At 64.8% G+C, this 23,493-nt stretch carries 24 protein-coding genes and 1 tRNA gene; 16 read left to right on the top strand and 9 right to left on the bottom strand.

The features are described from left to right. Positions 1-51 precede the first annotated feature (51 nt). From FO013_RS00865 to FO013_RS00855, 3 genes are all read left to right on the top strand, one after another. Positions 52-912, top strand: a complete 861-nt coding sequence (locus tag FO013_RS00865; protein ID WP_143920594.1) for a DsbA family protein — start codon at positions 52-54, stop codon at positions 910-912. Between the two features lie 145 nt (positions 913-1,057). After that, positions 1,058-1,133: transfer RNA gene (locus FO013_RS00860), tRNA-Thr, on the top strand. Positions 1,134-1,418: 285 nt separating this feature from the next. Beyond that, the gene (locus FO013_RS00855; RefSeq protein ID WP_143920593.1) at positions 1,419-2,102 is read left to right on the top strand and encodes a hypothetical protein; all 684 of its coding nucleotides are present in this window, start codon (positions 1,419-1,421) and stop codon (positions 2,100-2,102) included. 25 nt (positions 2,103-2,127) lie between these two features. Here FO013_RS00855 and FO013_RS00850 read toward each other — a convergent pair whose 3' ends face one another. Genes FO013_RS00850 through FO013_RS00840 form a run of 3 tightly spaced genes read right to left on the bottom strand, consistent with a single transcriptional unit; the run spans position 2,128 to position 5,274 of the window. After that, positions 2,128-3,357: an MFS transporter gene (locus FO013_RS00850; RefSeq protein ID WP_143920592.1), complete on the bottom strand. Its 1,230-nt coding sequence runs from the start codon at positions 3,355-3,357 to the stop codon at positions 2,128-2,130. A gap of 46 nt (positions 3,358-3,403) precedes the next feature. Further along, the gene (locus FO013_RS00845) at positions 3,404-4,555 is read right to left on the bottom strand and encodes a sensor histidine kinase (protein WP_143920591.1); all 1,152 of its coding nucleotides are present in this window, start codon (positions 4,553-4,555) and stop codon (positions 3,404-3,406) included. Continuing rightward, positions 4,555-5,274, bottom strand: a complete 720-nt coding sequence (locus tag FO013_RS00840) for a response regulator transcription factor (RefSeq protein WP_143920590.1) — start codon at positions 5,272-5,274, stop codon at positions 4,555-4,557. The genes FO013_RS00845 and FO013_RS00840 overlap by 1 nt, the downstream gene beginning before the upstream one ends. Positions 5,275-5,397: 123 nt before the next feature. Here FO013_RS00840 and FO013_RS00835 point away from each other — a divergent pair, with 123 nt between their 5' ends. From FO013_RS00835 to FO013_RS00825, 3 genes are read left to right on the top strand one after another with little or no spacing between them, the layout of a single operon-like run. Next, complete coding sequence (locus FO013_RS00835; RefSeq protein WP_143920589.1) at positions 5,398-6,087, top strand: glycosyltransferase family 2 protein; 690 nt, start codon at positions 5,398-5,400, stop codon at positions 6,085-6,087. After that, positions 6,084-6,689, top strand: coding sequence for a TIGR04282 family arsenosugar biosynthesis glycosyltransferase (locus tag FO013_RS00830; RefSeq protein ID WP_143920588.1), 606 nt, complete (start codon positions 6,084-6,086; stop codon positions 6,687-6,689). The genes FO013_RS00835 and FO013_RS00830 overlap by 4 nt, the downstream gene beginning before the upstream one ends. Further along, a complete protein-coding gene (locus tag FO013_RS00825) occupies positions 6,686-7,495 on the top strand; it encodes a class I SAM-dependent methyltransferase (RefSeq protein ID WP_186292948.1) in 810 nt (269 codons plus the stop codon). Before FO013_RS00830 ends, FO013_RS00825 begins: the two co-directional genes overlap by 4 nt. Here FO013_RS00825 and FO013_RS00820 read toward each other — a convergent pair. Together FO013_RS00820 and FO013_RS00815 are read right to left on the bottom strand one after the other, a co-directional pair. Then, entirely contained in the window at positions 7,485-7,964 is a 480-nt protein-coding gene (locus FO013_RS00820; RefSeq protein WP_143920587.1) for a hypothetical protein, read from the bottom strand. The two genes, FO013_RS00825 and FO013_RS00820, sit on opposite strands and share 11 nt — an antisense overlap. Continuing rightward, complete coding sequence (locus FO013_RS00815; RefSeq protein ID WP_143920586.1) at positions 7,961-9,163, bottom strand: molybdopterin-dependent oxidoreductase; 1,203 nt, start codon at positions 9,161-9,163, stop codon at positions 7,961-7,963. Before FO013_RS00815 ends, FO013_RS00820 begins: the two co-directional genes overlap by 4 nt. 161 nt (positions 9,164-9,324) lie before the next feature. Here FO013_RS00815 and FO013_RS00810 point away from each other — a divergent pair, with 161 nt between their 5' ends. Genes FO013_RS00810 through FO013_RS00795 form a run of 4 tightly spaced genes read left to right on the top strand, consistent with a single transcriptional unit; the run spans position 9,325 to position 14,059 of the window. Next, entirely contained in the window at positions 9,325-10,191 is an 867-nt protein-coding gene (locus FO013_RS00810; RefSeq protein WP_143920585.1) for an MTAP family purine nucleoside phosphorylase, read from the top strand. After that, the gene (locus FO013_RS00805; protein ID WP_143920584.1) at positions 10,184-11,326 is read left to right on the top strand and encodes an NAD-dependent epimerase/dehydratase family protein; all 1,143 of its coding nucleotides are present in this window, start codon (positions 10,184-10,186) and stop codon (positions 11,324-11,326) included. Before FO013_RS00810 ends, FO013_RS00805 begins: the two co-directional genes overlap by 8 nt. Beyond that, positions 11,323-12,765 carry a hypothetical protein gene (locus tag FO013_RS00800; RefSeq protein WP_143920583.1) on the top strand — a complete coding sequence of 481 codons (1,443 nt, stop codon included), beginning with the start codon at positions 11,323-11,325 and terminating at the stop codon, positions 12,763-12,765. The genes FO013_RS00805 and FO013_RS00800 overlap by 4 nt, the downstream gene beginning before the upstream one ends. Positions 12,766-12,820: 55 nt before the next feature. Beyond that, the gene (locus tag FO013_RS00795; protein WP_186292947.1) at positions 12,821-14,059 is read left to right on the top strand and encodes a low temperature requirement protein A; all 1,239 of its coding nucleotides are present in this window, start codon (positions 12,821-12,823) and stop codon (positions 14,057-14,059) included. A 16-nt stretch (positions 14,060-14,075) separates the two neighbouring features. Here FO013_RS00795 and FO013_RS00790 read toward each other — a convergent pair whose 3' ends face one another. Beyond that, positions 14,076-14,432: a hypothetical protein gene (locus FO013_RS00790; RefSeq protein ID WP_143920582.1), complete on the bottom strand. Its 357-nt coding sequence runs from the start codon at positions 14,430-14,432 to the stop codon at positions 14,076-14,078. After that, the gene (locus FO013_RS00785) at positions 14,429-15,040 is read right to left on the bottom strand and encodes a winged helix-turn-helix domain-containing protein (RefSeq protein WP_186292946.1); all 612 of its coding nucleotides are present in this window, start codon (positions 15,038-15,040) and stop codon (positions 14,429-14,431) included. The genes FO013_RS00790 and FO013_RS00785 overlap by 4 nt, the downstream gene beginning before the upstream one ends. A 93-nt stretch (positions 15,041-15,133) precedes the next feature. Between FO013_RS00785 and FO013_RS00780 the strand changes: the two genes are divergently transcribed. From FO013_RS00780 to FO013_RS00765, 4 genes are read left to right on the top strand one after another with little or no spacing between them, the layout of a single operon-like run. Beyond that, a complete protein-coding gene (locus FO013_RS00780) occupies positions 15,134-16,258 on the top strand; it encodes a M4 family metallopeptidase (RefSeq protein ID WP_143920580.1) in 1,125 nt (374 codons plus the stop codon). Then, positions 16,255-16,638: a hypothetical protein gene (locus FO013_RS00775; protein WP_143920579.1), complete on the top strand. Its 384-nt coding sequence runs from the start codon at positions 16,255-16,257 to the stop codon at positions 16,636-16,638. The genes FO013_RS00780 and FO013_RS00775 overlap by 4 nt, the downstream gene beginning before the upstream one ends. A 49-nt stretch (positions 16,639-16,687) precedes the next feature. Beyond that, positions 16,688-17,611, top strand: coding sequence for a tryptophan 2,3-dioxygenase (locus FO013_RS00770; RefSeq protein ID WP_143920578.1), 924 nt, complete (start codon positions 16,688-16,690; stop codon positions 17,609-17,611). An 8-nt stretch (positions 17,612-17,619) separates the two neighbouring features. Continuing rightward, the gene (locus tag FO013_RS00765; RefSeq protein ID WP_260847891.1) at positions 17,620-18,519 is read left to right on the top strand and encodes a PaaX family transcriptional regulator; all 900 of its coding nucleotides are present in this window, start codon (positions 17,620-17,622) and stop codon (positions 18,517-18,519) included. A 93-nt stretch (positions 18,520-18,612) separates the two neighbouring features. On the opposite strand, the gene FO013_RS00760 is transcribed toward FO013_RS00765, so the two are convergent. Together FO013_RS00760 and FO013_RS00755 are read right to left on the bottom strand one after the other, a co-directional pair. Beyond that, positions 18,613-19,413, bottom strand: a complete 801-nt coding sequence (locus FO013_RS00760) for an alpha/beta hydrolase (protein ID WP_260847890.1) — start codon at positions 19,411-19,413, stop codon at positions 18,613-18,615. A 38-nt stretch (positions 19,414-19,451) separates the two neighbouring features. Then, a complete protein-coding gene (locus FO013_RS00755; RefSeq protein ID WP_143920576.1) occupies positions 19,452-20,246 on the bottom strand; it encodes an SGNH/GDSL hydrolase family protein in 795 nt (264 codons plus the stop codon). 202 nt (positions 20,247-20,448) lie between these two features. Here FO013_RS00755 and FO013_RS00750 point away from each other — a divergent pair, with 202 nt between their 5' ends. Both FO013_RS00750 and FO013_RS00745 read left to right on the top strand, forming a co-directional pair. Beyond that, positions 20,449-21,729, top strand: coding sequence for an amidohydrolase (locus tag FO013_RS00750; protein ID WP_143920575.1), 1,281 nt, complete (start codon positions 20,449-20,451; stop codon positions 21,727-21,729). Then, positions 21,726-23,468: a threonine/serine exporter family protein gene (locus FO013_RS00745; RefSeq protein ID WP_143920574.1), complete on the top strand. Its 1,743-nt coding sequence runs from the start codon at positions 21,726-21,728 to the stop codon at positions 23,466-23,468. Before FO013_RS00750 ends, FO013_RS00745 begins: the two co-directional genes overlap by 4 nt. The last annotated feature ends 25 nt before the right edge of the window (positions 23,469-23,493 follow it).

Here is a 23,493-nt window from a genome sequence, read left to right as displayed (position 1 = left end):
CCCCACGGTCCGAGGCTGGGCCGACGTCAGACGATCGCAACGTGAGGAACAATGGCGAAGAACAATTCCGGTGACAATCGGCGGAACCAAGCACGTGAGAACGCGCGCCAGATCGCAGCGGCTCAGGAGAAGAAGGAGAAGACCGCCAAGACCATCCTCTACGTGGGGATCGGTGTTGTCGTGGTCGTCGTGGCTGCGGTCGTCGCTGTTCTCATCTTCCAGCAGAGCAAGCCGGGAATAACTCCGGCCAACTTCGTCGCCGGCGGTGTCAGCATGGCCAAGGACGGCAAAGTGGTGCAGCCGAAGCAGATGCCCGGCGATGAGGAGTCGGATCTGCCGGCTCCGGCCGATGCCGGCGCCAAGGAGAATGCTGCGACCGTGACGGTCTACCTCGACTTCCAATGCCCAGGATGCAAAGCGTTCGAGGAGGCGAACGCCCCGACCCTGGAGAAGCTCGCCGACGAGGGTTCGATCGTGCTCGAGTACAAGCCAGTCTCCTTCCTTGACCGCATGTCCGGCGGCAACGAGTACTCGACCCGCTCGGCTAACTTGGCCGCCTGCGTTATCGACTCGCAGCCCGAAACCGTCAGGGACTTCTTCCCCGCGATGTATGCCCAGCAGCCGGAAGAGCAGGGCAACGGCCGCACCGATGAGGAACTGCTCAAGGTCGCTGAGGATGTCGGAGTCGACACCTCGAAGAAGCTCCAGTCCGATCCCGAGCAGACCGTCAAGAGCTGCGTCACGGACCAGTCGTTCAAGGGCTTCGTCGAGAATTCCTCGCAGGACGCTCTGGACGCGAAGGTGGAAGGCACCCCGTGGGTGCTCATCAACGGCGAGAAGACCGACAAGACCAGCGACCCGCAGTCGCTGACCTTGGAGATTCTCAAGGCCACCGGAGAGATCAAGGGCTGATCGACTTCACGAACATCGGTCGACCGCCGCCGAGGTGGTGGTCGACCGATGCTCGTGAGTGAAGTCTGCCTCGCGCCCGTTTTGTAGCCGCGAAGGTAAATGGACTACTATCGTGTAGGCGCCGACGGCATCGTTTCGTCGCCACGCCTCCCTAGCTCAGTTGGTAGAGCACCGCTCTTGTAAAGCGAAGGTCATCGGTTCGAGTCCGATGGGGGGCTCCACTCAGCCAGGCCAGACAGTGAATTGTCTGGCCTGGTTTTTTATGCTCGGGCACTGGTTCGGGCGCCGGTTTGGCCACCGGCTCGGGTACGTCGATGCGCAGACTCGGGTACGTCGATGCGTAGACTCGCGCGAACGTCCTCGGGAGTTGTGGCAGATCTGCTACGAGGTGTGCTGTGATCATCACCCGTATCCGGGGTCGCTGACCATAGAGTTTTCCCTGTCAGGGCCGAAGAGCTGTCAATCACACAGCTCATGCAGTGCCCATCATTTCGAAAGGGAACCCGATGAACCGCAGCGGACGCCACTCAGCCCGAATCCTCACGCAGACCTCAGCCTTGGCCTTTGCCGCCGTACTGGCACTGTCAGCCTGCGGCACCGATGACTCGGCGGCGGAGACAGCCCCCGAGGGTGCAGAACCCACCCAAGCGCAGGGCGAAGGCTTCGAAGCAGAAGAGACCGCAGAAGAGACAGCAGACACGACCACGGAGACGGACGATGCCGAAGGCGCGAGCGACAAGGCCGAGGGCGCCGAGGTGAAGGTCGGCGCAGAATTCACCGATAAGGAGACCGGAGATGTCATCACCGTCGTATCTGCGGTGCGCAACAACCCCACTGAGTACTACGAAGCCGCCGACAACCCTGATGGAGAGATGGTCTACATCGAAGTGAAGGTGGAACCAGGCGACAGCTACGGCGGGACCATCAGCTCAGCGGACTTCTACCTCGACAGCGCCGGCGAAGAGGCCAATTACGCATCGAGTGCGAAAGACGAACTCGAAGAGGCCGGGTATGAGTATTTCGACCTCGCGCCACGTCGCGATGGAGAGCACACGGGGTATATTCCGATCTACGTGAGCGAAACGGCTGACGAGCTCAAGGGAACCTACCTCCGTCCCGAGGCGAAGGTGCTCGGGGAGGACAAGAAGGTTCCCGAATTCACCTCTGAGTTCGAGGTCCCTGCCTCCTAGGCTGTCAGGGCCGAGAGGACAGTTTTCAGCGGCGGCGTCGACTGGGCAGGCGGATCTGCTGGGACCAGATGATCGCCCACACAGCGCCTACGATGGCGAAGAGTCCCGGGAACAGGATGCCGAAGCGCAGTGAGGCGACCGTGATGACCAGTGAGATGAGGGTCGGTCCGGCCAGTTTGCCGCCGTTGGAGAAGATCGCCCAGATGCCTAGGAAACGGGCGCGTCCGATCGCCGGCGACAGATCGGCACCGATGGTCATGTTCACACCCGCACCCAGCCCGTTGCCGAAGGCCATGACTGCTGCGGCCGCGATCATGCCGGTCAGATCCGGACGCAGCACCATGACGATGAAGCCGGACCCGAAGATCGTCAGACAGACCACCAACGTCGTCGTCCGCCCGAGGTGGTCCTTGATATAGGCGCCGAGGAACATGAAGCCGAGTTCGAGGGCGGCGCCGAAGGCGATGAGCAGCGAGATCGACGATTCGTGCATCCCGATCTCGACGCCCCACAGCTGAATCACCACGGGCTGAGCCGACCGAGCCACCGTCAGCGCAGCGACCGAGATCCCCACGAGGACCACAGCCTTCCACCTCACATCGAGGCGAGGACGGGGAGGTTCTGGTGCCTTCAGTGCCTGACCTGAATCGGATATACCAGCACCGGAGTTCCCGCGGTCCGAGTAGCCGGGGATGTGGGCGATGGGCAGGGCCATGACGACGATGGCGGCGACGGCCGCGGTACCGGCGAAGACGAACACCGACCACAGCGGGAAGGCGAACATGAGGCCGGCGCCGGCGATGGGGCCGATCAGGTTGCCCACCCGCTGAGTTCCGCCCAGCGCCGTCATCGCCTTGGCCAGATCCTTCGCCGGCATCACCTCGGCGACCACAGCCTGCCGGGCCAGGCTCCACACATCGGAGACCGGAGCGAAGAGCATGAGCGCCACCGTGTAGAGAACGAGCGAGGCCGGCGAGTCCCAGAGGAAGGCCGCGACGATCCCCCCGAGAACGACGACCGCGGTCATCGTGGCGACGAGCATCGCCCGGAAGTCGCCGAGGCGGTCGATGAGGATCCCTGCCGGCACAGTCGCGACAAGGGACACTGCCCCCATGATGCCGACGATGGCGGCGGCGAAGGAGGAACTCGAGCCCAGATCAAGCGCGCCGAGAACCAGAACCGGAAGCATCGCGCCCACACCGACGGCGAAGAGGAGGGACGGTGCGAGGACCGGCCACAGGATGGGTTTGAGCACCTGCCAAGTCTAGTTGACGACCGAGCGCAGGAACGTGCGCCGGCGCCTAGTGCATGGGTGCTGCTGCGGGGAGTCGCACCTCGAAGCGCGCTCCTGCCGGTGTGTTGCTGACTCCGACAGTGCCGGCATGGGCCTCGACGATTCCGCGCACGATGGCCAGTCCCAGGCCTGCACCCGCGGTGAGCACCTCGTCTTCCGGAGTTCGTGAAGGGGTGCCGCGCCAACCGGTGACGAAGATTTCGGTCAGGGCCGCGTTCGGGACACCTCCGCCGGCGTCGCTGACCGTGAGCACGGCCTGCTGCTGACCGTTCCGACTCGTTTCCAGCACGACCTCGGCATTCTTGGGAGAGTGCTGCAGGGCATTCATCAACAGGTTTTCGACCACGCGGGTCAGCTCCCTGGGATCACCGGTCACCACGACGTCCTGGAGGCCCAGCGCCTCCACCGAGATTCCCTTGGACTCGGCGATCGGACGCAGATCGGCCACAGTGTCTGAGACCAGGTCGTAGAGGCTGATCTCGATGCTGTCGAGCTCGAGGTTGCCCGACTGTATTCGCGACAGGGCGAACAGATCGTCGACCATGTGTGAGAGCCGATCCACCTGCAGCTTGATCTTCTCGTGGTACCTGGTGGGATCGTCGACCATTCCGTCTTCGAGCGCCTCGGCCATGGCCTTGAGCCCCGCCATCGGAGTCCGCAGGTCATGTGCGATCCACGCGATGAGTTCTCTGCGCGACCGGTCGAGGGCCGCCACCTCATCTCGGGCATCGGCGAGCTTCTGGCTCGTGGAGATGAGTTCGGCCTTCACCTGAGCGGTCTCGGAGACGTCCTTGGGGTCATGGCTGGCACCGAGGCGACGTCCCTCACCGACTTCGGCCGTCAGGGTCTTGAGGTCGCGGTACTCCCGGGCGATGAGCCGGCCGAGCACCCACGTCACGACCATCGTCGACAGGAAGGAGGCGAAGGCGACGGTGAAGAACACGTAGAGGTCGTGTTCAGACAGATACATGGCCGCGGAGATAGCGATCATGCCGGCGAGTACGGACGACAGCGTCGTCGCCACAATGATGACGAGTCGAACTCTCAGCGATCGACGTCGGAACAGCCACAGTGCAACGACGCCGAGTGCACCGATGACCACAGAACAGCCGATCGCGACAAGAAAGATGATGGACATCTCCGGAAGCGGCAGGAGCATCAGCTCACCTCCTCAACGTCGAAGCGGTAGCCGGCTCCCCACACCGTGGCCAGGTGCTTCGCCTGGGAAGGGTCGTCTTCGATCTTCGCTCGCAACCGCCGCACGGTCACGGTGATGGTCGACAGGTCGCCGATCTCCCATCCCCACACGGACTTGAGAAGGGCCTCACGATCGAAGACCTGGTGCGGGTGCTTGAGGAAGAAGGCGAGGAGATCGAATTCGCGTGCCGAAAGATCGAGGGGAACCCCGTTGCGGCTCACCTTCCGGGCGGAGACGTCGAGTCGGAACGGGCCCAGGCTGAAGGGGACCTCTGGAGCCGCCTCGTCGACGGTGCGTTTGAGGATCGACCCCACACGCAGGACGAGTTCTCGCGGGGAGAACGGTTTCGTCAGGTAGTCGTCGGCCCCGGATTCGAAGCCGTCGATCCGGTCCTCCGTGGCCGAGAGCGCGGTGAGCATGAGCACCGGAACGTCTGAGAAGGTCCGCAGACGACGGCACACCTCTGTCCCATCGATGCCCGGCAGCTTCCGGTCGAGCACGACGAGGTCGGGAACCCCCTCTGCGACGGCGTCGAGGGCTTGGAACCCATCGGTGACCTCGTCGACGAGGAACCCGGCGGCGCGCAGATAGTTGCGGGCAACCTCGGCGACGGTCGGGTCGTCCTCGACGAGGAGGAGCCTGCGGTCGCGCAGGGGAGAGCTCGCAGGTGCATGAGTCATGGCCTCAGTCTAAGAACCCGAACCCCGGGCCGAGCACCGAAACCGTTGCGAGGGGGCGGTTTGTCCCTGTTTCGTAAGATTTCTCGACCGTCTGTGGAGGGGCCAGATACCTAGTCTCGACTTATGCCGAAATCTTCGCAGCCGACCCCCGCGGCGCCCATCGACCTCATTCTGCCGTGTCTCAACGAAGCGCGTGCCCTGCCCGGAGTTCTCGGGAGCCTTCCGCCCGGTGTGCATGCCATTGTCGTCGACAATGGATCGACCGATTCCTCCGCCGAGGTTGCCCGGGCTTCTGGTGCCCAGGTGATCGTCGAATCCCGGCGAGGCTTCGGCGCGGCAGTGCAGGCTGGGGTGATGGCGGCAACGGCCGAGGTGGTTGCGATCTGTGACGCGGACGGGTCCTTCGACCTCGCCGAGCTCGGCCGGGTGAGTGGACCTGTGTTGGCGGGAGAGGCCGATCTCATGCTCGGTCGACGCCGCGCCACAAATCTGCGGGCCTGGCCGGTCCACGCGAGAATCGCCAACCGCGTACTGTCCGGACTCATCCGCGTACGCACCGGTCTGGAACTCCACGATCTCGGACCCATGCGCGCCATACGCAGAGCGGCACTGCTCGATCTCCACCTGCACGATCGCCGCAGCGGCTATCCCCTCGAAATGGTGCTGCGCGCCCACCTGGCGGGTTTGCGAGTCGATGAGGTGCCCGTGAGCTACCGGCCGAGGACCGGGCGTTCGAAGGTGACCGGCACGCTGAAGGGCACGCTCACCGCGATCGCCGATATGACCCGAATGATCAAGGAGATCCCCTCTTGACGACACTCATCATGCTCGCGAAGGAGTGCATTCCGGGAAAGGTCAAGACCCGCCTGCACCCGCCGCTCAGCCTCGAGGCCGCCGCCGATATCGCCGCCGCCTGCATCGACATCACCGCCACCGCCGTCGAGTCCTTCGAATGGACGCGGAAGATCCTCTGCTTCGACGGTGACTCACTGCCCCGCGACTTCGACGGCTGGGATGTCATCGAGCAGGCTCGTGGCGGACTCGATGAGCGGATTGGCGCGGTGTTCGACGTCTGCAGCGGACCGAGCGTCCTCATCGGAATGGATTCCCCGCATCTCGATCCCCTGGTGCTCGAAACCGTGAGTCGCAATTGGCCAGAGGGATGTGATGCCTGGTTCGGTCCCGCCGTCGACGGTGGATTCTGGGCTCTGGGACTGCGCGAACCCGACGGTGACGTTGTGCGCGGGGTGCCGATGTCGCGTGGCGACACTGGGGCGATCCAGTACGCACGGCTCATCGACGCTGGCCTGGCGACGGCGATCCTGCCGAGCCTGCGTGACATCGACACGATCGATGACCTCGATGCCGCGGCCCGACTGCTGCCCGGAACGGTACTGGGAACGAGGGCATCATGACTCTCACGGCGCAGCCCACCTATTTCGGTCACGGAGGAGCCCACCCGTATGAGCGCTCGCTGCTGGGCGGCGGGGCACTGACCCTCCGTGCAGTCGGTGACACCTCAATCACGGCAGGCAGGGCCGGCGAGATTCCGGATCCAACAGTCTGCGCCCCTGGCGCTGCGTGCAGCGCAGCCTCTGCCGCGACGACGATCATGGACGTCGATCGTTATACCGCGGAGGCCGATGCAGCCGACCTCAGCGTCATCGAACACAGCGCCGGTTCCGTCATCGACTTAGGCTGCGGTCCCGGCCGAATGGTTCGGGCCGCGATTGTGTCCGGGCGCTTCGCCCTGGGCATCGATGTGTCGGCGACCGCCGTGGCGATGGCCCACGTTTCGGGGCTGCCGGTCCTGCGCCACGACATCAACGACGCCCTGCCCTTGGAAGGGAAATGGGGGACCGCGCTGCTCCTCGACGGGAACATCGGCATCGGCGGCGACCCACGTGCCCTGCTCAACCGTGCCCGCCTCCTCGTCAACCCACAGGGGCTCGTCATCGTCGAGACCTCGGCCGGGGAGGGGGAAGAACGCTGCTTCCTCGCCGAGGTGCGCGACCGCTGCGGTCGATCGAGCGAACCCTTCCCTTGGGCTCAGATCGGTGCCGGTCCGCTCACCCGGATCGCCGCCGAGGTGGGGTTGCAGGTCGAGGCGCGCTGGAGCGTGGGAGGCTATGGCGAAGGTGGCAACGAAGCAGGAGCCGACGCCGAAGCTGCTGACGTCGAAGCTGCCGGCGTGCGCACGTTCGTGGCTCTCAGCGCCTGAGACGTGCGGCGATGAGGCCGATGCCAAGGACTGCTACGACAGCCGCGAGGACGAACGCCCACAGCCACAGGAGATTGTGGGCGTAGTCGCCGGGCAGAATCGTCGGATTCGCAACACCGCGGCCCAACGCCACGATCTCCGGCACGACGACTACCGAGATGAGGCTCGCCGAGACGAGCAGTGCGCGGACGATCGCGAGCCGGCGAGAACCAGGATTCGGCCGGAAGTCAGAGCCTGACTCAGCAGAGCCTGAGCCAGCCAAAGAACTCGTCTTCTGGCCGAAGGCGAACCGAGCGATGAGCGTCACGATGGGCACGAGGATGAAGTCGTGGAGGACGACGGCCGCCGCCAGCCAGATGGCGAGTCCGATGATCTGGTCGAGACCGAAGCGGGCGAGCACGAGGACGGCGCCATAGGACGCAATGCCGATACCGACGAGAACAAGAGAGGTTCTCAGAGCCACAGTCATGCGATCACCTCGATGCTCGAAATCCATTTCGTCTGCAGGACACCGGGCCGACCGGGCGCGATGATGCGAGCGGGGTACCCGTGATCGAGGTCGAGGACCTCGCCGTTGAGCTCCAAGGCGATGAGTGTGAGATCGTCGGAGGCGAATTCCGGGCCCATCTCGCTGGTGGCATATCCGCCCCTGGTCTGCAGGCTCGAGACTCTGATCCGCGAATTCGGGTCGATTCCCGTACGGCTGAGGACCTCATGCAGCGCCACGCCCTTCCACCAAGCGGTGGTCGACCAGCCCTCGACACAGGCGATCGGAATGACCGCCTCCGTCTGCGGCAACGCCAGCAGTTCGTCACGGGTGAACCGCTGCGACACCCCCGGTCCGCTGACGTCGAGCCTCCATTCGGGGTCGACGGCGGTGGTGAGCACATCCGCCGCCTCAGCGGTGCGATTGACCGGCAGTCCCTGCGGCCCTTCTCCGTACCTGCGTGGACCGAAGAGGTTGATGCCTGCGAAGACCTTCGTCGACTGCCCGGCGGTGAAGGCCACGATGGCCCCCGTCGCCGTGAGGACGGAAGCGAGGAAGAGACGGCGATCGAGCTCGACGGTGCGGGGCCGGACCCGCCAGTGCTCGATGATCTTCGGCAGTTGGAAAGAGACATGGGCAAGCAGCGTGCCGACGATCACCCAGGCCAGCGCATAGTGGGTGGAGCGGAACGAGAACGGCCAACCGTACCAGTGGTAGATGTTCATGACGCCGATCGTGAGTTCGAGGAGACTCGCAGAGACGAGCACCCCGATGAGAGCCCGTTCGAGGAGATGAACCCACGAGGTGATCGGCGGCCAGGTGAAGAGACGTGGGAAGACGGTCCACAGCTTCGCCAGGAGCAGGGGGACCGATGCCAGGCCCGCTGCCACATGCACGCCCTGGGTGATCTGATAGATCGTGACAGGACGAGTGGCCAAGCGCATCCAGGAGAGGGGATCCTGAAGGAAGTGGCTGAAGAGGCCGGTGACGAAGCAGACCGCGAAGACGAGTCCGAGCAGGCGACCGACGACGACTGCGGTGCGGGGACCGCGGACCGGGTCGGAGGGTGCAAGCTTCGACGACACCGCGTTCCGTGCACTCTCGAAGCGCGAGCCTCCGCCCGAGTCGGTGTTGACCGGCGGCTGTTCATCTCCGGGAATTCGAGGATCGTGAGCGGACATGGTTCGAGACTAGGGACGCACCGTCGGCGCCGTGCTCGGATTTTCTTACGGTCCGAGGACATCGGTGGCCAGGTTGTCATCGTCTCGTAAGCATTTCCCACCTCGTGCCCACTCTCGGCCGCGACACAATGAACGGACACGAGAGAGAAGAAGGAGCACATATGAACCCCACGGAGGACCGCCTCGGCGAGGCCGAGGCCGCGGAGCCAAGTCCGCGCATCGCCGTCATCGGCGGATCGGGGCTCTATGAGCTCCTCGCCCCATCGGAGCGCATCGATCGTCGCATCGACACACCCTACGGCCCGCCATCCGGCACGATCACTCTCGGTGATCTCGACGGCACACCCATCGCCTTCCTCTCCCGCCACGGAGCCGGGCATGCGCTCGCCCCGCACGAGATCAACTACCGCGCGAACATGTGGGCACTGGCCTCACTCGGAGTCAGAACCGTCGTATCGTCGAGCGCCGTGGGCTCAATCAACCCCGACATGCCCATCGGTAGTTTCGTCATCCCTGATCAGATGCTCGACCGCACCACTCGCCGGGCCTCGACCTACTCGGGTGGTGGCCTCGTCGTCCACCTGCCGTTCTCCGATCCCTTCACCCCAGACCTCGTTGCCAAAGCCCGAACGGCCGTGCGCGCGCTCGGCGAGGCAGTCCCCGACTCCGGGACCACCACCGTCATCGAAGGCCCTCGGTTCTCCACCCGGGCAGAGTCGCGGCTCCTGCGCGAATCCGGCGGCGATATCGTCAACATGACCCAGTACCCGGAGGCCGCCCTCGCGGGGGAGCTCGGCATGGGGATCGTCAACCTCTCATTCGTCACCGACTTCGACGCCGGGCAGAATCTCGCCGAGGCGGTCGACGCGAGCGTGGTCCTCGACCGCCTGCGTGCGGCCGAACCTCGAATCATCGCCGCCCTGTCCGCGATCGTCGCGGCCATCGACGCGGACTACAGGCCGCCGCAGCTTGTGCCCGCTGAGACCATTCGAGCGATCCTGACCCATACTGTGGCCTCCGATGCATGAGACCGCCCCGCACCTGCTCGTGACCGGAGGGGCCGGATTCATCGGCGCCGAGGTTGTCGCCGCGGCACTGCGCGCCGGTTGGCAGGTCTCCGTCCTCGACAACTTCCGCTCCGACGTTCATGCTTCTGCGCTGACCTCGCCACGTTTGCTGGCCCGATTCGGAACGGAGTTCACGGATCGCCACGTCCGCGTCGTCCACGGCGATGTCGCGGATCCCGGTGTCCTCGACCGTGTCCTCCCGGGCGTCGATGCTGTCAGTCATCAGGCCGCGAAGGTCGGCCTGGGTGTCGACTTCTCCGACAGTCCCGACTATGTCGCGAGCAACGAACTGGCAACCTCCGTTCTGCTCGCAGCGATGGCACGACATAGTGTGAAGGACCTCGTCCTCGCCTCGTCCATGGTCATCTACGGCGAGGGGGCTTACCGTGACGAGAAGGGGCCGATCGCCGCCGATCTGCGCAGCCGGGCCGACCTCGACGCCGGACGCTTCGATCCCATGTCACCGCGCACCGGCACACGGCTGCTCCCGGATCTCATCACCGAGGACGGAGCGTGCGATCCCCGCAATGTCTACGCGGCGACCAAGCTCGGTCAGGAATTCCTCGCCGCCTCGTGGGCCCGCGCCACTGGAGGCCGGGCCGTTCTCCTGCGTTATCACAATGTGTACGGACCCAATATGCCGCAGGGGACCCCCTATGCCGGAGTGGCTTCGATCTTCCGCTCCGTCCTCAAAGCAGGCAACAGACCCCGAGTGTTCGAGGACGGGAAGCAGCGCCGCGACTTCATCCACGTCAGCGACGTCGCCCGCGCAAATCTCGCCGGTCTCGACTGGTCTCAGGGACAGGCAGCGGGGACGGTGCGAGCCTTCAACGTCGCGACCGGAGACGTCCACACCGTTGGAGAGATGGCGCTCGCCCTGGCCGAGACTCTGGGCGGTGGCGCACCCATCGTCACCGGCGAGTACCGCCTCGGCGATGTTCGCCATATCACCGCCTCGGCGGCGCGGATCCGGACCGAGATGGATTGGGTGCCGCGCATCGGCTTCGCCGAGGGCATGGCCGAATTCGCGAGGGCCCCGATGCGCGATGCCCACGCGTCGCAGGAGCCTGCGGCAGGGGAAGTGTCCCGGGGGTGAAGCGCGGGGGTGTGTGGCCCGGGTTCGGCGGCGTGCTGGCGGCTCTGGCCCTCGTGGCCGCCGCGATCGTGTTCCCACTCGTGACTGGGGTGGACGTCAAGGTGTTGAGCCTCCCGCCCCTGTTCGCCGAATTCCGACCTCGAGTGGGAATCGGAAGCATTGCTGCGGTGGCCATCGCGGTCTCCGTCGGAGTCTGGGGATTCCGGGCCGCCCAACGGCTGCCGTGGCGAATGCTTCTGATGCTCACCGCTCTCGTCTCCGCGGCATGGATGCTCGCCCTCGACGCGATCGACGGGCTCTCTCATCTTGGTGGAGAGCTTGAGAGCGACGCGGAGTATCTGCCGACCGCACGCCAGATCGCGGACGAGGGCTTCTTCTCCGGTGCATCGTCGCTGCTCACCAGGTACGTCGACCGGATCCCCCTGGCCAGTGCCCACAATCTTCCTGTCCACCTCGCAGGTCACCCGCCGGGAGCCGTGCTCTTCTTCGCTCTCCTCGTCTCTCTGGGGTTGAGCTCGACGTACGCCATCGGGCTCGTTGTCACCCTGATTGCGGCGACCATTCCCCTCGCGATCATGTGCACGTGCAGGAACCTCGGCATCGAGGCCCGCGCTCGGATCCTCGCACCATTCCTTGCCACGGCGCCCGCCGCGATCTGGTCGGCCGTGTCTGCCGACGCTGTGTTCGCGGCCGTGGGCGCGTGGGCGATCGCTGCGCTCAGCGCTGCAGTGGCGGTGCGTTCGCGGGTGGAGGAGGGACGCCCCGCGGTCACCTCGCGGGTTCGTGTCGGGTGGCCGGCGGTCGGGTGGCCAGCGGTCGGTTGGTCAGTGGTGTCGGGTCTCATGCTCGGATTGGGAACCTATATGAATTACGGCTTCCCGCTCCTCGGGGCCGTGGTCCTCGCCGTGTTCGCCGCGGCACGGTCCATTCGCCCGCTGCCGTGGGTCATCGGTGGGGCGCTGCTCGTCGTCGGCGTCTTCACCGTCGCTGGATTCTTCTGGTGGGAGGCCTACCCGGCGCTCAGCCAGCGGTACTGGGACGGGTTCGCGTCCTCTCGGCCTCCCACGTATTGGATGTGGGCGAACCTCGCGGCTCTCATCTGCGCGACAGGTCCAGGCATCGGGGCGGGAATCGTCGAAACGGCGAGGGGCTCCCGTCGGGCGATGTTCTCGCAGCACTCGAATGAGGCTGCGCACTCGAGCGAAGCTGACCGCCGGCTGCGCGTGGTGGTTCTCCTTGCTTCGTCAGCTGTGCTCATGGTTGTGGCCGCCGACCTGTCGAATATGAGCAGGGCGGAGGTCGAGCGCATCTGGCTGTTCATGGTGCCGTGGCTGCTCGTTTCCCTGGCAGCTGTTCCTGACAGGTCCAGGTCGTGGCTGCTCGGTCTCAATCTCGTCTTCGGCCTGGGGCTGGCCCACGTTGCGCAGAGCGCTTGGTGACACCGGTCTGGTGGCTTTGACGCGTTGACCCTAAGCTGTTCCCAGCCAGTCTGTCATGCACCTGCCGTTGCCCGGCCCAAGCACGAAAGCCCTCGATGTGAACACCCCCACGAGTCCCAGCCGATTCCGCCTCGAACCGTTGCGCCCTCGCGACCCCGGTGAGCACGGTCGCACTGCGAGTTCGCTCGAACTCTTCTTCGACCTCACCTTCGTCATCGCGGTGAGCATCGCTGCGACCCAGCTCCATCACAGCGTCGCCGAGGGGCACCTCGGTGACGGCTTGGTCGCCTACCTCATGATCTTCTACGCCGTCTGGTGGGCGTGGATGAACTTCACCTGGTTCGGTACGTCGTTCGACAACGACGACTGGCTCTACCGCGTGATGACCGTCGTACAGATGGGTGGAGTGCTCATCCTGGCTGCGGGTATCGAGCCCGCCTTCGTCGACGGCGAGTTCACCATCGTCGTTCTCGGCTACATCCTCATGCGCATCGTCATGATCGCCCAATGGCTGCGCGCATCACGGAGGGCAGGTCCCGCACGGCGTGCGACGATCTTCTACGCATGCGGAATCGGTCTCGCCCAAGTGCTGTGGATCGCGTGGCTCGCCATTGAGCCGCAGGGGATGGCGCTGGTCTGCTTCGCCCTCCTGGTCCTCGTCGAGCTCAGCGTTCCTGTCATCGCCGAGATCCGCGGCTCGACGCCGTGGCATCCGCATCACATCACGGAGCGCTACGGGCTGTTCACGATCATCCTCCTCGGTGAAAGCCTGCTCGCCTCCGCCAATGCCATCTTCGGAGCCTTCGCGGACAACGGTGAAGTGATTCCTCTCGTGACCCTGGGCTCGCTCTGCCTCGTCGTCACCGCATCCATGTGGTGGATCTACTTCTGGCCGCCCCATCACCGGGCGGTGTCATCGATTCGCAGAACCCTCACCTACGGTTACGGCCACTACTTCGTCTTCGCCGCCGCTGGTGCGTTCTCTGCCGGAGTGGGCGTCGAAGTCGACTCGCAGCTGAGCCACAGCGAAATCAATCCGCTGCTCGGTGCCTTCATGATCGCGGTCCCGATCGCGGTCTTCGTCCTCGGCGTGTGGGTGCTGGCGATCAGGGCCAATGCCGGCAGGGTCGTCAACATCGTCGTTCCTGCCTGCGCGGTGCTGGTGCTCTTGGATCCGATCATCCCGATCCCGACCTTCCTTACGACATTCTTCATGATCATCATCGTCATCACCCTCATCGTGGCAACGCCGAAGGGGGATGAATCGTCCACCGGCGCCGAGGTGAGGGCGTGAGTTCGGGAGCCTGAGCTCAGTTCGGAGGGCCGATGAAATGCCTCATGTCGCGGTCCTTCGCATCTTCGAGCCTGCGGGCGATCTCGTCCGCGCGTGCTGCGGGGCGAAGCGCATGCCTGCGGCCCGCTTCAATCAGCCACACGCCGAGGCGAATCATGGCCCGACTGAGTCCGCGAAGTCGCATGTCCGATGGGGACGACTGCGGCTGGGCTGCCATTTCGGGGCCGCGCGGGGAAGCTGGTCCTGCTCGGAGCATCGTTGCCCGCGCGTCATCGAGGAAGATCTCACGGGTGGTGGTTGTTGTGCGCTCGACGATTCTGCCGGGCCCTCGTGGGAAGGTCTGCGGTCGGATCGGATAGATGAGGGTGCTCATGATGGAATTTCCTCTCCATCGGTCAGGGGGAAGGCGTTGAACTGGATCTGCACGGGACGGGATCCGGGGTCGTTTCGACCGCGGAACTCCGTGACGACGGCGTCGATCACTTCGTGCACCCGGTCGTTGATCTCCCGCAGCTGAGCAGGCGTGACATGCACATTGCTCGTGTCGATCGCCGCGGCATCGGCCCATGCATCGGGCAGCAGATCGTCCGAGTTGAGAGCGTCGACGAAGTCCTCAAGCGCACGAGTGCGGTTTCTGGTCCACTCACGCAGGATGAAGCCGGTCGAGGCGCTGGCAGAGGGGTCTTCCTTGGCGGCGTTTCGGCTGACATCGATCGCACCCGGGGAGCGGTCCCACCACTTCGCTCGCCCGCCGGAGATGCCCTCAACCTGGTGGATGAAGTTGTGGCGGGCGAGCTGACGCAGGTGGTAGCTGGTCGAACCTGTCGACTCGCCGAGCCTGCTGGCCAGACTCGTCGCCGTCTGCGGACCGAACTTGGACAGTGCGTCGTAGATCTCGACTCGCAGCGGATGTGCGAGCCCCTTGAGTGCTTCGGGCCCAAGGGTTCGGATCGGTGTCGGAGAGTCTGATTCTTCAGCCATATTGCAAAGATACGCTTGCAAAGAATTCTTTGCAAGGAAAAGTTTGCATCGATTTTCCATTCGTTGCACCAGCAGAAGTGGCACCCTGGTCATATGAGTCTTCGACATGTCATCCCGCCCTACCTGCTCGATGCGATCGCCGAACGCGGAGGCGAGAAGTTCCCTCGTGCCGCCCGTGCTGCGCGCAGCTGTCAGGTCTCCGACGACTCCTGTCGCAACTTACGTGCCGAGGGGCTGCGGTATACGCCGGTGGCCAAGCCCGATGGGGGAGTCCAGGACTCCCGGGGTGCGAGGCACTCTCAGGTCATCGGTGCCAGTGCTGGGGTGAACCGACTCATCCACGACGCGCAGGGCACCGAGACCCTGCCGGGAGTCCTCGTTCGCAGCGAGGGCGAGCAGTCGGTGTCAGACGAGGCGGTCAACGAGGCCTATGACGGGCTCGGGGCCTCCTACTCACTCTTCGCCGAGGCCTTCGATCGCAACTCGCTCGACGGCAAAGGGATGCCGCTCATTGCCAGCGTCCACTACGGCCAGGACTATGACAACGCCTTCTTCGATGGTCGGCTCATGGTCTTCGGTGACGGCGACGACGAGGTCTTCACCGGCTTCACCGGGTCGCTGTCGATCATCGGCCACGAGCTCAGCCATGGCGTCATCAGCCACACAGCCGACCTCGAGTACCTCGGGCAGCCCGGTGCGCTCAATGAGCACTGCGCCGACGTCTTCGGGGCCCTGACCGAACAGCACGACTCCGGGCAGGATGCGGGGGATGCCACCTGGCTCATCGGCGCAGGCATCTTCACCCCCGCGGTCTCCGGCACAGCGCTGCGTTCGATGATTTCGCCCGGCACTGCCTACGACGATGATGTCCTCGGCGCGGACCCGCAGCCTGACCACATGGACCGCTTCGTCACCACTGAGTCGGACAACGGCGGTGTCCACCTCAACTCCGGCATCCCCAACCGCGCCTTCGCGCTCGCCGCCACCCGCCTCGGCGGCCCAGCATGGGAGACCGTGGGGCAAGTGTGGTTCGCCGTGCTGACCGGATCCGACATCACCACGCGCACCGATTTCTCTGGCTTCGCGGCCCTGACCATCGCCGAGGCGGTCGCCCAGTTCGGAGAGGGGTCCGACGTTCATGACGCGCTCGTCCAAAGCTGGGACGCAGTGGGCGTCACCCGTGGCGCAGGTCGCGGAAACGTGGGGAGCAGCTGGTGAGTGAGGAGGCGCCTCGTCCGAGCGCCTCGGCCGGTGCGAGCGATGGGAGCAGTGGCCGCAGCGACGGCTTCGGCCACCTCGTCGTCGAGCGCAGCGGTGGGATCGGCGGGCTGCTGCTCGTCTGGGACCTCGATATCGACTCGAGTGAGCATCGGGAGGAGATCGGCCCGAAAGTGGCACAACTCCCGTGGCAGGGCGACGCGACTTCGCAGACTGCCGGTGGTTGCGGTGCCGGGGCTGACAGGTATGTCTATGTGATCGAGAGTCGCTTCGGCCTTGTGCGCTTCGGCGAGGCCGAGATGCCGGGGGAGTGGAAGAGCCTCGTCGAACAGGTGCGCGAGATCGCTGCCCCCGAGCGGCGTAGGCCCGGGGCGGGTTGATGTTGCAGACTCAGTCCGTGCGGACGTAGATTGCAATAGACTGCTTGTCATGACTCATGACGACTCCACCGCGGCCAAGAACGAACGGGATCTCGAAGACGGCATTCACACGGACCTGCGGTCGACGATGACCTACAGCTCCTACCTCAGCCTCGACCGCCTGCTGACGTCCCAGCACCCCGTCAGCGAACCGGTCCACCACGACGAGCTGTTGTTCATCATTCAGCACCAGACCACTGAGCTGTGGTTCAAGCTCGTCATCCACGAACTTCTCGACGCACGCAGCCTCATCGCGGGCGACCAGCTCCAGCTGGCCCTCAAACGCATCGCCCGAGTCAAGCACATCCAGAAGACCCTGACCGAGCAGTGGTCGGTGCTTGCAACCCTGACACCGAGCGAATACGTCGGCTTCCGCGATGAACTGGGCCAGTCATCTGGCTTCCAGTCCTGGCAGTACCGGGCCGTGGAATTCCTGCTCGGGAACAAGAACGCCGGCATGCTGCAGGTCTTCGACGGTGAGCCTGAGGCCCGTGCGCAACTCGAAAGATACCTCAACGAGCCAAGCGTCTACGACGAGTTCCTGCGTGCCCTCGCCCGCCGCGGCCTTCCGGTTCCGCGGCGACTTCTGGACAGAGATGTGAGCGTGGCGCACACCTTCGATGAGGAGCTTCTCGACACCTTCCGGATCATCTATGAGAACCCGCAGGACTACTGGTTGGAGTACGAGAGCTGCGAAGAGCTCGTGGATCTGGAGGAGAACTTCCAGTTCTGGCGCTACCGGCACATGCGCACGGTGCTGCGCATCATCGGAATGAAGCGAGGCACCGGCGGGTCGAGCGGCGTCGGCTTCCTGCAGAAGGCACTTGACCTCACCTTCTTCCCCGAGCTCTTCGACATCCGCACCGGCATCGAAAACGGACCCGGCACCGCGACCGGCGGCCAGAATTCCGCGACCGGCTGTCCGGGGCTCTGAGTCCGATCGTGGATCTCGATCACACGTCCGGCAGCCCCACCTCCTTGCTGCGGACCTTCGTCGGACTCCATCTGCGAGACCTGGGTGGGTGGATCCGGGTCGCGGCTCTGCTTGACCTCCTCGCCGCTGTCGGCGTCTCGAACTCCTCGACGCGCAGCGCCGTGTCGAGACTCAAAGGCAAAGGGCTGCTCATTCCCGACAAGCGCGGCACCGTGGCCGGATATCGTTTGGACCCGGCGGCCGTGACCGACCTCGAACGAGGTGACCGGAGGATCTTCTCCTACCGCGGGCAGAGGGATGACGAACCCTGGTGCCTGGTGTCCTACTCCCTGCCCGAGGTGGACCGGTCGAAACGGGTGCAGCTGCGTCGAGCACTCATGGGACTGGGATTCGGTGCAGTCATCGACGGTCTGTGGATCGCCCCCGGACATCTGCGCGCCGAGGTCGAAGACGCGCTGGAGACGCTTGAGGTTCGAAACCGGGCGACGATCTTCCTCACGCAGACACCGCTGACGGCCGAGCCCTTCGCCCAGGCGGCGGCGAGATGGTGGGAGCTGGACACGCTGGCTGCCCGGCACACCGAATTCCTTGGTCTATACGAGCACTCTGCGTCGCGCATGGAGAGCTCAGCGCCGAAAGCGCCGCACGCAGAGAGCTCAGCGTCGCACGCAACGGTTGCAGAACACACCGGTTCAGCAATGCAGCCCGAACCCCGTCAAGCATTCGTCCTGTGGCTGCGCTGCGTCGACGACTGGAAGACGATCCCCTACGTCGATCCGGGCCTTCCACCCAGCGCCCTGCCCGCGAACTGGCCCGGCATGAGGAGCGTCGAACTCTTCGCTCAACTGTCCCGCAGTCTGGCAGAACCGGCACGTGCCCACGTCAGAGAGATCGCAGCCGGCAGGTGACCGGTGCACATCGGTGCACTATGGCCGGAGCCGGAGCCGGAGCCGGAGCCGGCGTCGTTCAACAGACGTCGATGCAGCCCGCCCTGGGTCGATTCAGCTCAGAAGCGTGTCGACCACAAGCGGGAAGTAGGGCGATTCGGGATCGACGAGGTCAGCGTGATCGGCGCCCTCGGCGATGGTCAGCCGGGCCGGGAACGTCCGTGAGAAATCGATGTCGACCGTCTCATCCCGGTCGCCGTGGAGGATGCGCAGATCCACCCGAGAGGGGATGAGCAGCACTCGAGAACGCGGATCCTCGCGCAGATAAGCCGCTAGATTCTCTTCCGGCCGCGCACCCATGTAGTCGAGCACCGCGCCGTCGCCCAGCTCGTCCACCACCTCCCGGAATAGGTCGGTGATCGGCGCCAAGGGTCTGAGCCGGAACTCAGGTCCGTCCTCGCCGAGGTGGCTCGCCCAGGCCAGCACCAGGCACCCACCGGCGGAGTGGCCGGTCACGACGAGATTGTTCCGTGCCCGCGCGTTCACACCCCAGCCCGACAGTGAGCCGCATGCGAAGGCAATGGCGGCGGTGACGTCATCGAGGCAGTTGGGCTGCCCACCCGAGCGCCGGTATTCGATGAGGACGCACAGCACCCCCGCCTCGGCGAGGGCAAGGGCCATGGGTCGGGCATGGGCGAGATCCGTGCGCTGACGGAAGTAGCCGCCGTGGACGAGGATCACCGTCGCCGAGGCGGTTCCCGGGTCGCCGTAGACCTCAAGGAACTGATCGGACTCGGTTCCGTACTCACTCCGGTTGGCCGCCCGTTTCGAGCCGAGATCGGCACCGGCGTCACCCAAGGCGGCAAAGCGCTCGTCCTGCCGCAATGAACTTGTGGAAGGACTGTCGTCGTTCATCGAGGGTTCGTTCGCCTTCGCAGTTGGCTCGTTCGCGGTCATTCGGGTTTGCGCACGCGAGTCAGTTCGGGAAGCTTCGCATCGAGCTTGTCGCCCGAGGACTGGCCGCGCAGGCGCCGACCTACCCAGGGGGCGAAGTGCTCACGGGCCCATTTCGACTCCTCGCTGACTGCGGCGCGGATCGGCCGCGTCGGGCGTGCTGGCATCGCGAACCCTGTCACGGGCAGCGAATGTCCGCTCTCCAGGGTGGCCAGTGCCTGATCCGCGACGAGGTCGTGGCCTTTAGGCGAGAGGTGGATCCGATCATCGGCCCAATTCTCGCCGGCGTAGAGGGGTCGCAGGCCCCAGACGTCGATCATGTGGCAGCCGTGACGCTGCGCGATCGACCACAGGTGGGTGTTGTAGATGCCCACGCGCGGACGTACGGCGCGGATCAGAGGTGAGCTGATCTCCGTGTCGAAGCCGTTGCACATGAGCACCTCGATGCCGGCCTCGCGGAAGGCGACGACGGCGCGTTCGAACTGATCGGCCAGGTCATCGATGTCGGCCGTCGGGCGCAGGCAGTCATTGCCGCCGCCGCAGAAGCTGACCAGGTCGGGTTTGAGGGCGAGTGCCTTGGGCACCTGCTCATCGATGATCCGATCGAGGAGACGCCCGCGGATGGCCAGGTTGGCGTAGGTGAGCTCGGAACTGCCCACGGGGGAGTCGACGAGCTTGCCGGCCAGACGATCGGCCCATCCCAAGTACCGGTCCTCTTGGTTGGGGTCATGGTCCATCAGCCCTTCACTGAAGGAGTCGCCGATCGCGACATATGACGTGATTGTCTGGAGCATCGCAGGGTCCTTCTCTCATTGGTTCTCTGACTCCGAACTATACTGAATCGGCCTTGCCGGAATCAGGTCGGACTGCCTTGCTGGAAACGGATCAGACTGCAGAAGACCCCGGCGGCACCGCGTCGTGACCAGTGCCGAGCGCCTGGCGTAGACTCGAATCGACACGGATCTCATCTTTGAAGGTCACTGCAGAAGGAGCACAATGTATCGTTCGGTTCCGGTTCCCGAGATCACTGATTTCGCCATCACCAATGCTCGGATTGTGCCCATCGCAGACGCCGACGGCAGACGTGTCGAACCGATCGAATCCGGCACGATCCTGGTCTCGGACGGAACCATCACCTCAGTGGAATCCGGCGCTGGCGCCGCACAGGATCTGCCAGCCGGCACGAAGGTCATCGACGCTGGGGGCCGCTGGGTCCTGCCGGGATTCATCGAAGCCCACGGCCACCTCGGCGTCCATGAGGATGGCGAGGGCTGGTCAGGTGACGATACGAACGAGATGACGAATCCCAATGGTGCCGGCGTGCGTGCTCTCGACGGCATCGACCCGAGTGACCTCGGGTTCAAGGACGCACTGCGCGGGGGAGTCACCTCGGCGCTCATCAAGCCAGGATCCGGCAATCCGATCGGCGGGCGCACCGCCTTCGTCAAGACCTGGGGTCGGATCGTCGACGAGATGCTCGTGACGCAGGATCTGTCCGTGAAGTCCGCACTGGGAGAGAACCCGAAGCGCGTCTACGGTGAGAAGGACGTCACCCCGTCCACACGCATGGGAACTGCGAAGATCTTCCGCGACGCCTTCGTCGATGCGCAGAACTACCTGGCGAAGCGGGCCCATGCCGAAGCCGAAGGCACACCCTTCGAACGTGACCTTGCCAAAGAGACCCTGGCAGATGTCCTTGAGCGAAAACTCGTCTTCGACCAGCACTGCCACCGCGCCGATGACATCGCCACGGCCATCCGGCTGTCCGAGGAATTCGGCTACCGACTGGTCATCAACCACGGCACAGAGGGCCACAAGATCGCTGACTACATCGCCGACAAGGGCATCGACGTCATCCTCGGGCCCCTCATGACCAGCCGGTCGAAGGTCGAGCTGCGCGATCGCACTTTGGCGACCGCGGGCGCCCTTGCCAAGGCCGGGGTGCGCATCGCCCTGACCACCGACCACCCCGTCATCCCCATCAACTTCCTCATCCATGAGGCCTCCCTGGCCGTCAAGGAAGGCCTCGACCCGGTCATCGCGCTCGAAGCTCTGACCATCAACCCGGCCGCGATCTTCGGCCTCGATGACCGACTCGGCTCACTGGCACCGGGTCGCGACGCTGACCTCGTCATCTGGTCCGGTGACCCGCTCGACCTGAACTCCCGCGCCGATCAGGTGTTCGTCTCCGGCCGCAAGGTCTTCGAGTTCGACGCCGCAGCAGGTTCTGCCGATGTGGCGGACCCATTCGGCCCGACTCTCATCAGTGAGCCGTGACGGACGACAGCACAGAAGAGGCCCCCACCGCCGAGGTACCGGTCGACGCCCAGTCGTCGTCCGGACCTGAGCACGGTGCGAACCAGGCCGAAGCCGGATCCTCGGCGTTGCAGGAACTGCTCGAACTCTCTCGTCAGCAGCGCCTGCAGGAGCTGCGCGAAGCACCGACCGGAGCGCTGAAGTCCGCGGACGTCGACCCTGCAGGCCCGAAGTCAGCGAAAGCGACGACAGCCAAGTCGAAGCCGAAAGCCGACCAAAGAGGCACCTCTCAGCGGGTCGCACAGCGCGTGGCCAGACGCACCGTGGGCAGACTCGTCTCCGGTGCCTCGGTCAACACCCAGCCGGTGCCGATCGTCACCGCCCTCAAAGGCAGCCCGTACAAGGCTCCGGTGCAAGCCAACGAGCCTGCCGAGGACGAGGCCAGGATGGTCCTCGACCTCGCGGCCGACATCGCCGCGATCATGATGCGCGCCGGCGCAGGCACCTCCGACATCGAAGTCTCCGTCATCGCGGCCTGTGCGGCCTTCGGGCTGACGACTGCGCAGGTGGACCTGACCTCGAACACCCTCACCGTGCACTATTCGACCTCTGATGGCCGTCTCATGACCGTCATGCGCGTCAACCGGGGCGAATCCATCCACTTCGCGAAGCTCGGTTCCGTGCACAAGCTCGTCACCGATCTGGTTGCGGGCAACATCGGATTCAACGATGCACGCAGCCGCCTCGACGCCATCAGGTCGCAGCGACGTCCCTATCAGGACTGGTTCGTCACAGGAGCCTGGGGACTGATGGTCGGCAGTCTCGTCGTGATGCTCGGCGGCGGAGCCATCACAGCAGTCCTCGGAATCGTCATGGCGATCTTCATCCGGGAGAGCGGCAAGTTCATCGGCCGCACCAGTCTGCCCAATTTCTTCATCACCACGCTGCAGGCGGCGATTGCGACCCTGGTGGCGATGGTGGCCGGGAACTTCGGCATCATCGAATCACCGCAGTACCTTGTTGCTGCCGGAATCGTCCTGCTTCTGCCGACTCAGTCTCTGTATTCGTCTGTCCAAGACGCCCTGACGAACTTTCCGCTCACTGCGGCCGGGCGAATGGTGGGAGTGGTCCTGACCCTGGCCGGCATCGTTTCGGGTTTGGCACTGGGAGTGGTGACCGGCGAGGCGATCGGCCTCGACCCGATCGAGGTTCTCGTGCCCAAGACCGGTGTACATGTCCTCACCGCGATCGCCTCGATGATCGCAGCGGCAGTCGTCTCAATGGCGGCAGTCGTCGCCATGCAGTCGACGAGGCGGTTCATCCTGCCGGCCGCGTTCGTCGGTCTTGCCTCCTACATCACGATCACGGTGCTGACGGTCCTCGAGATCGACAATGTCCTCGCCAGTCTGCTGGCGGCGACCGTGAGCGGTTTCCTTGCGCGACCGCTGTCCCTTCGGTTGGGCGCGCCTGCCATCGTTCTCATGATTCCCGCGATCTACACCCTGCTGCAGGGGCTGTCGATCTTCACCGCCGTCTATCTGATCGTCGCCGAATCCGAGACGACGTCCTTCGCAGTGGGACTGTCCTCGCTGTTCACCGCGATTCTTGCCAATGCGGCACTGGCCGTCGGCGCAGTGCTCGGCAGCTACCTGGCCCGGCCGCTGAAGAACCTCAAGGCAGACGCTGTGGAGAAGACCGCCGAATCTGCGCGCTCGAATGAATCGACGATCACTCTGGACACTGTCGAACCCCGCGACTGAGTGCCGACACGTTCACTGGCTGCCC

The sequence above is a fragment of the Brevibacterium aurantiacum genome (assembly GCF_007558825.1).
Classification (GTDB): Bacteria; Actinomycetota; Actinomycetes; order Actinomycetales; family Brevibacteriaceae; genus Brevibacterium; species Brevibacterium aurantiacum_A.
This window is presented reverse-complemented; position numbering and strand designations above follow the sequence as displayed.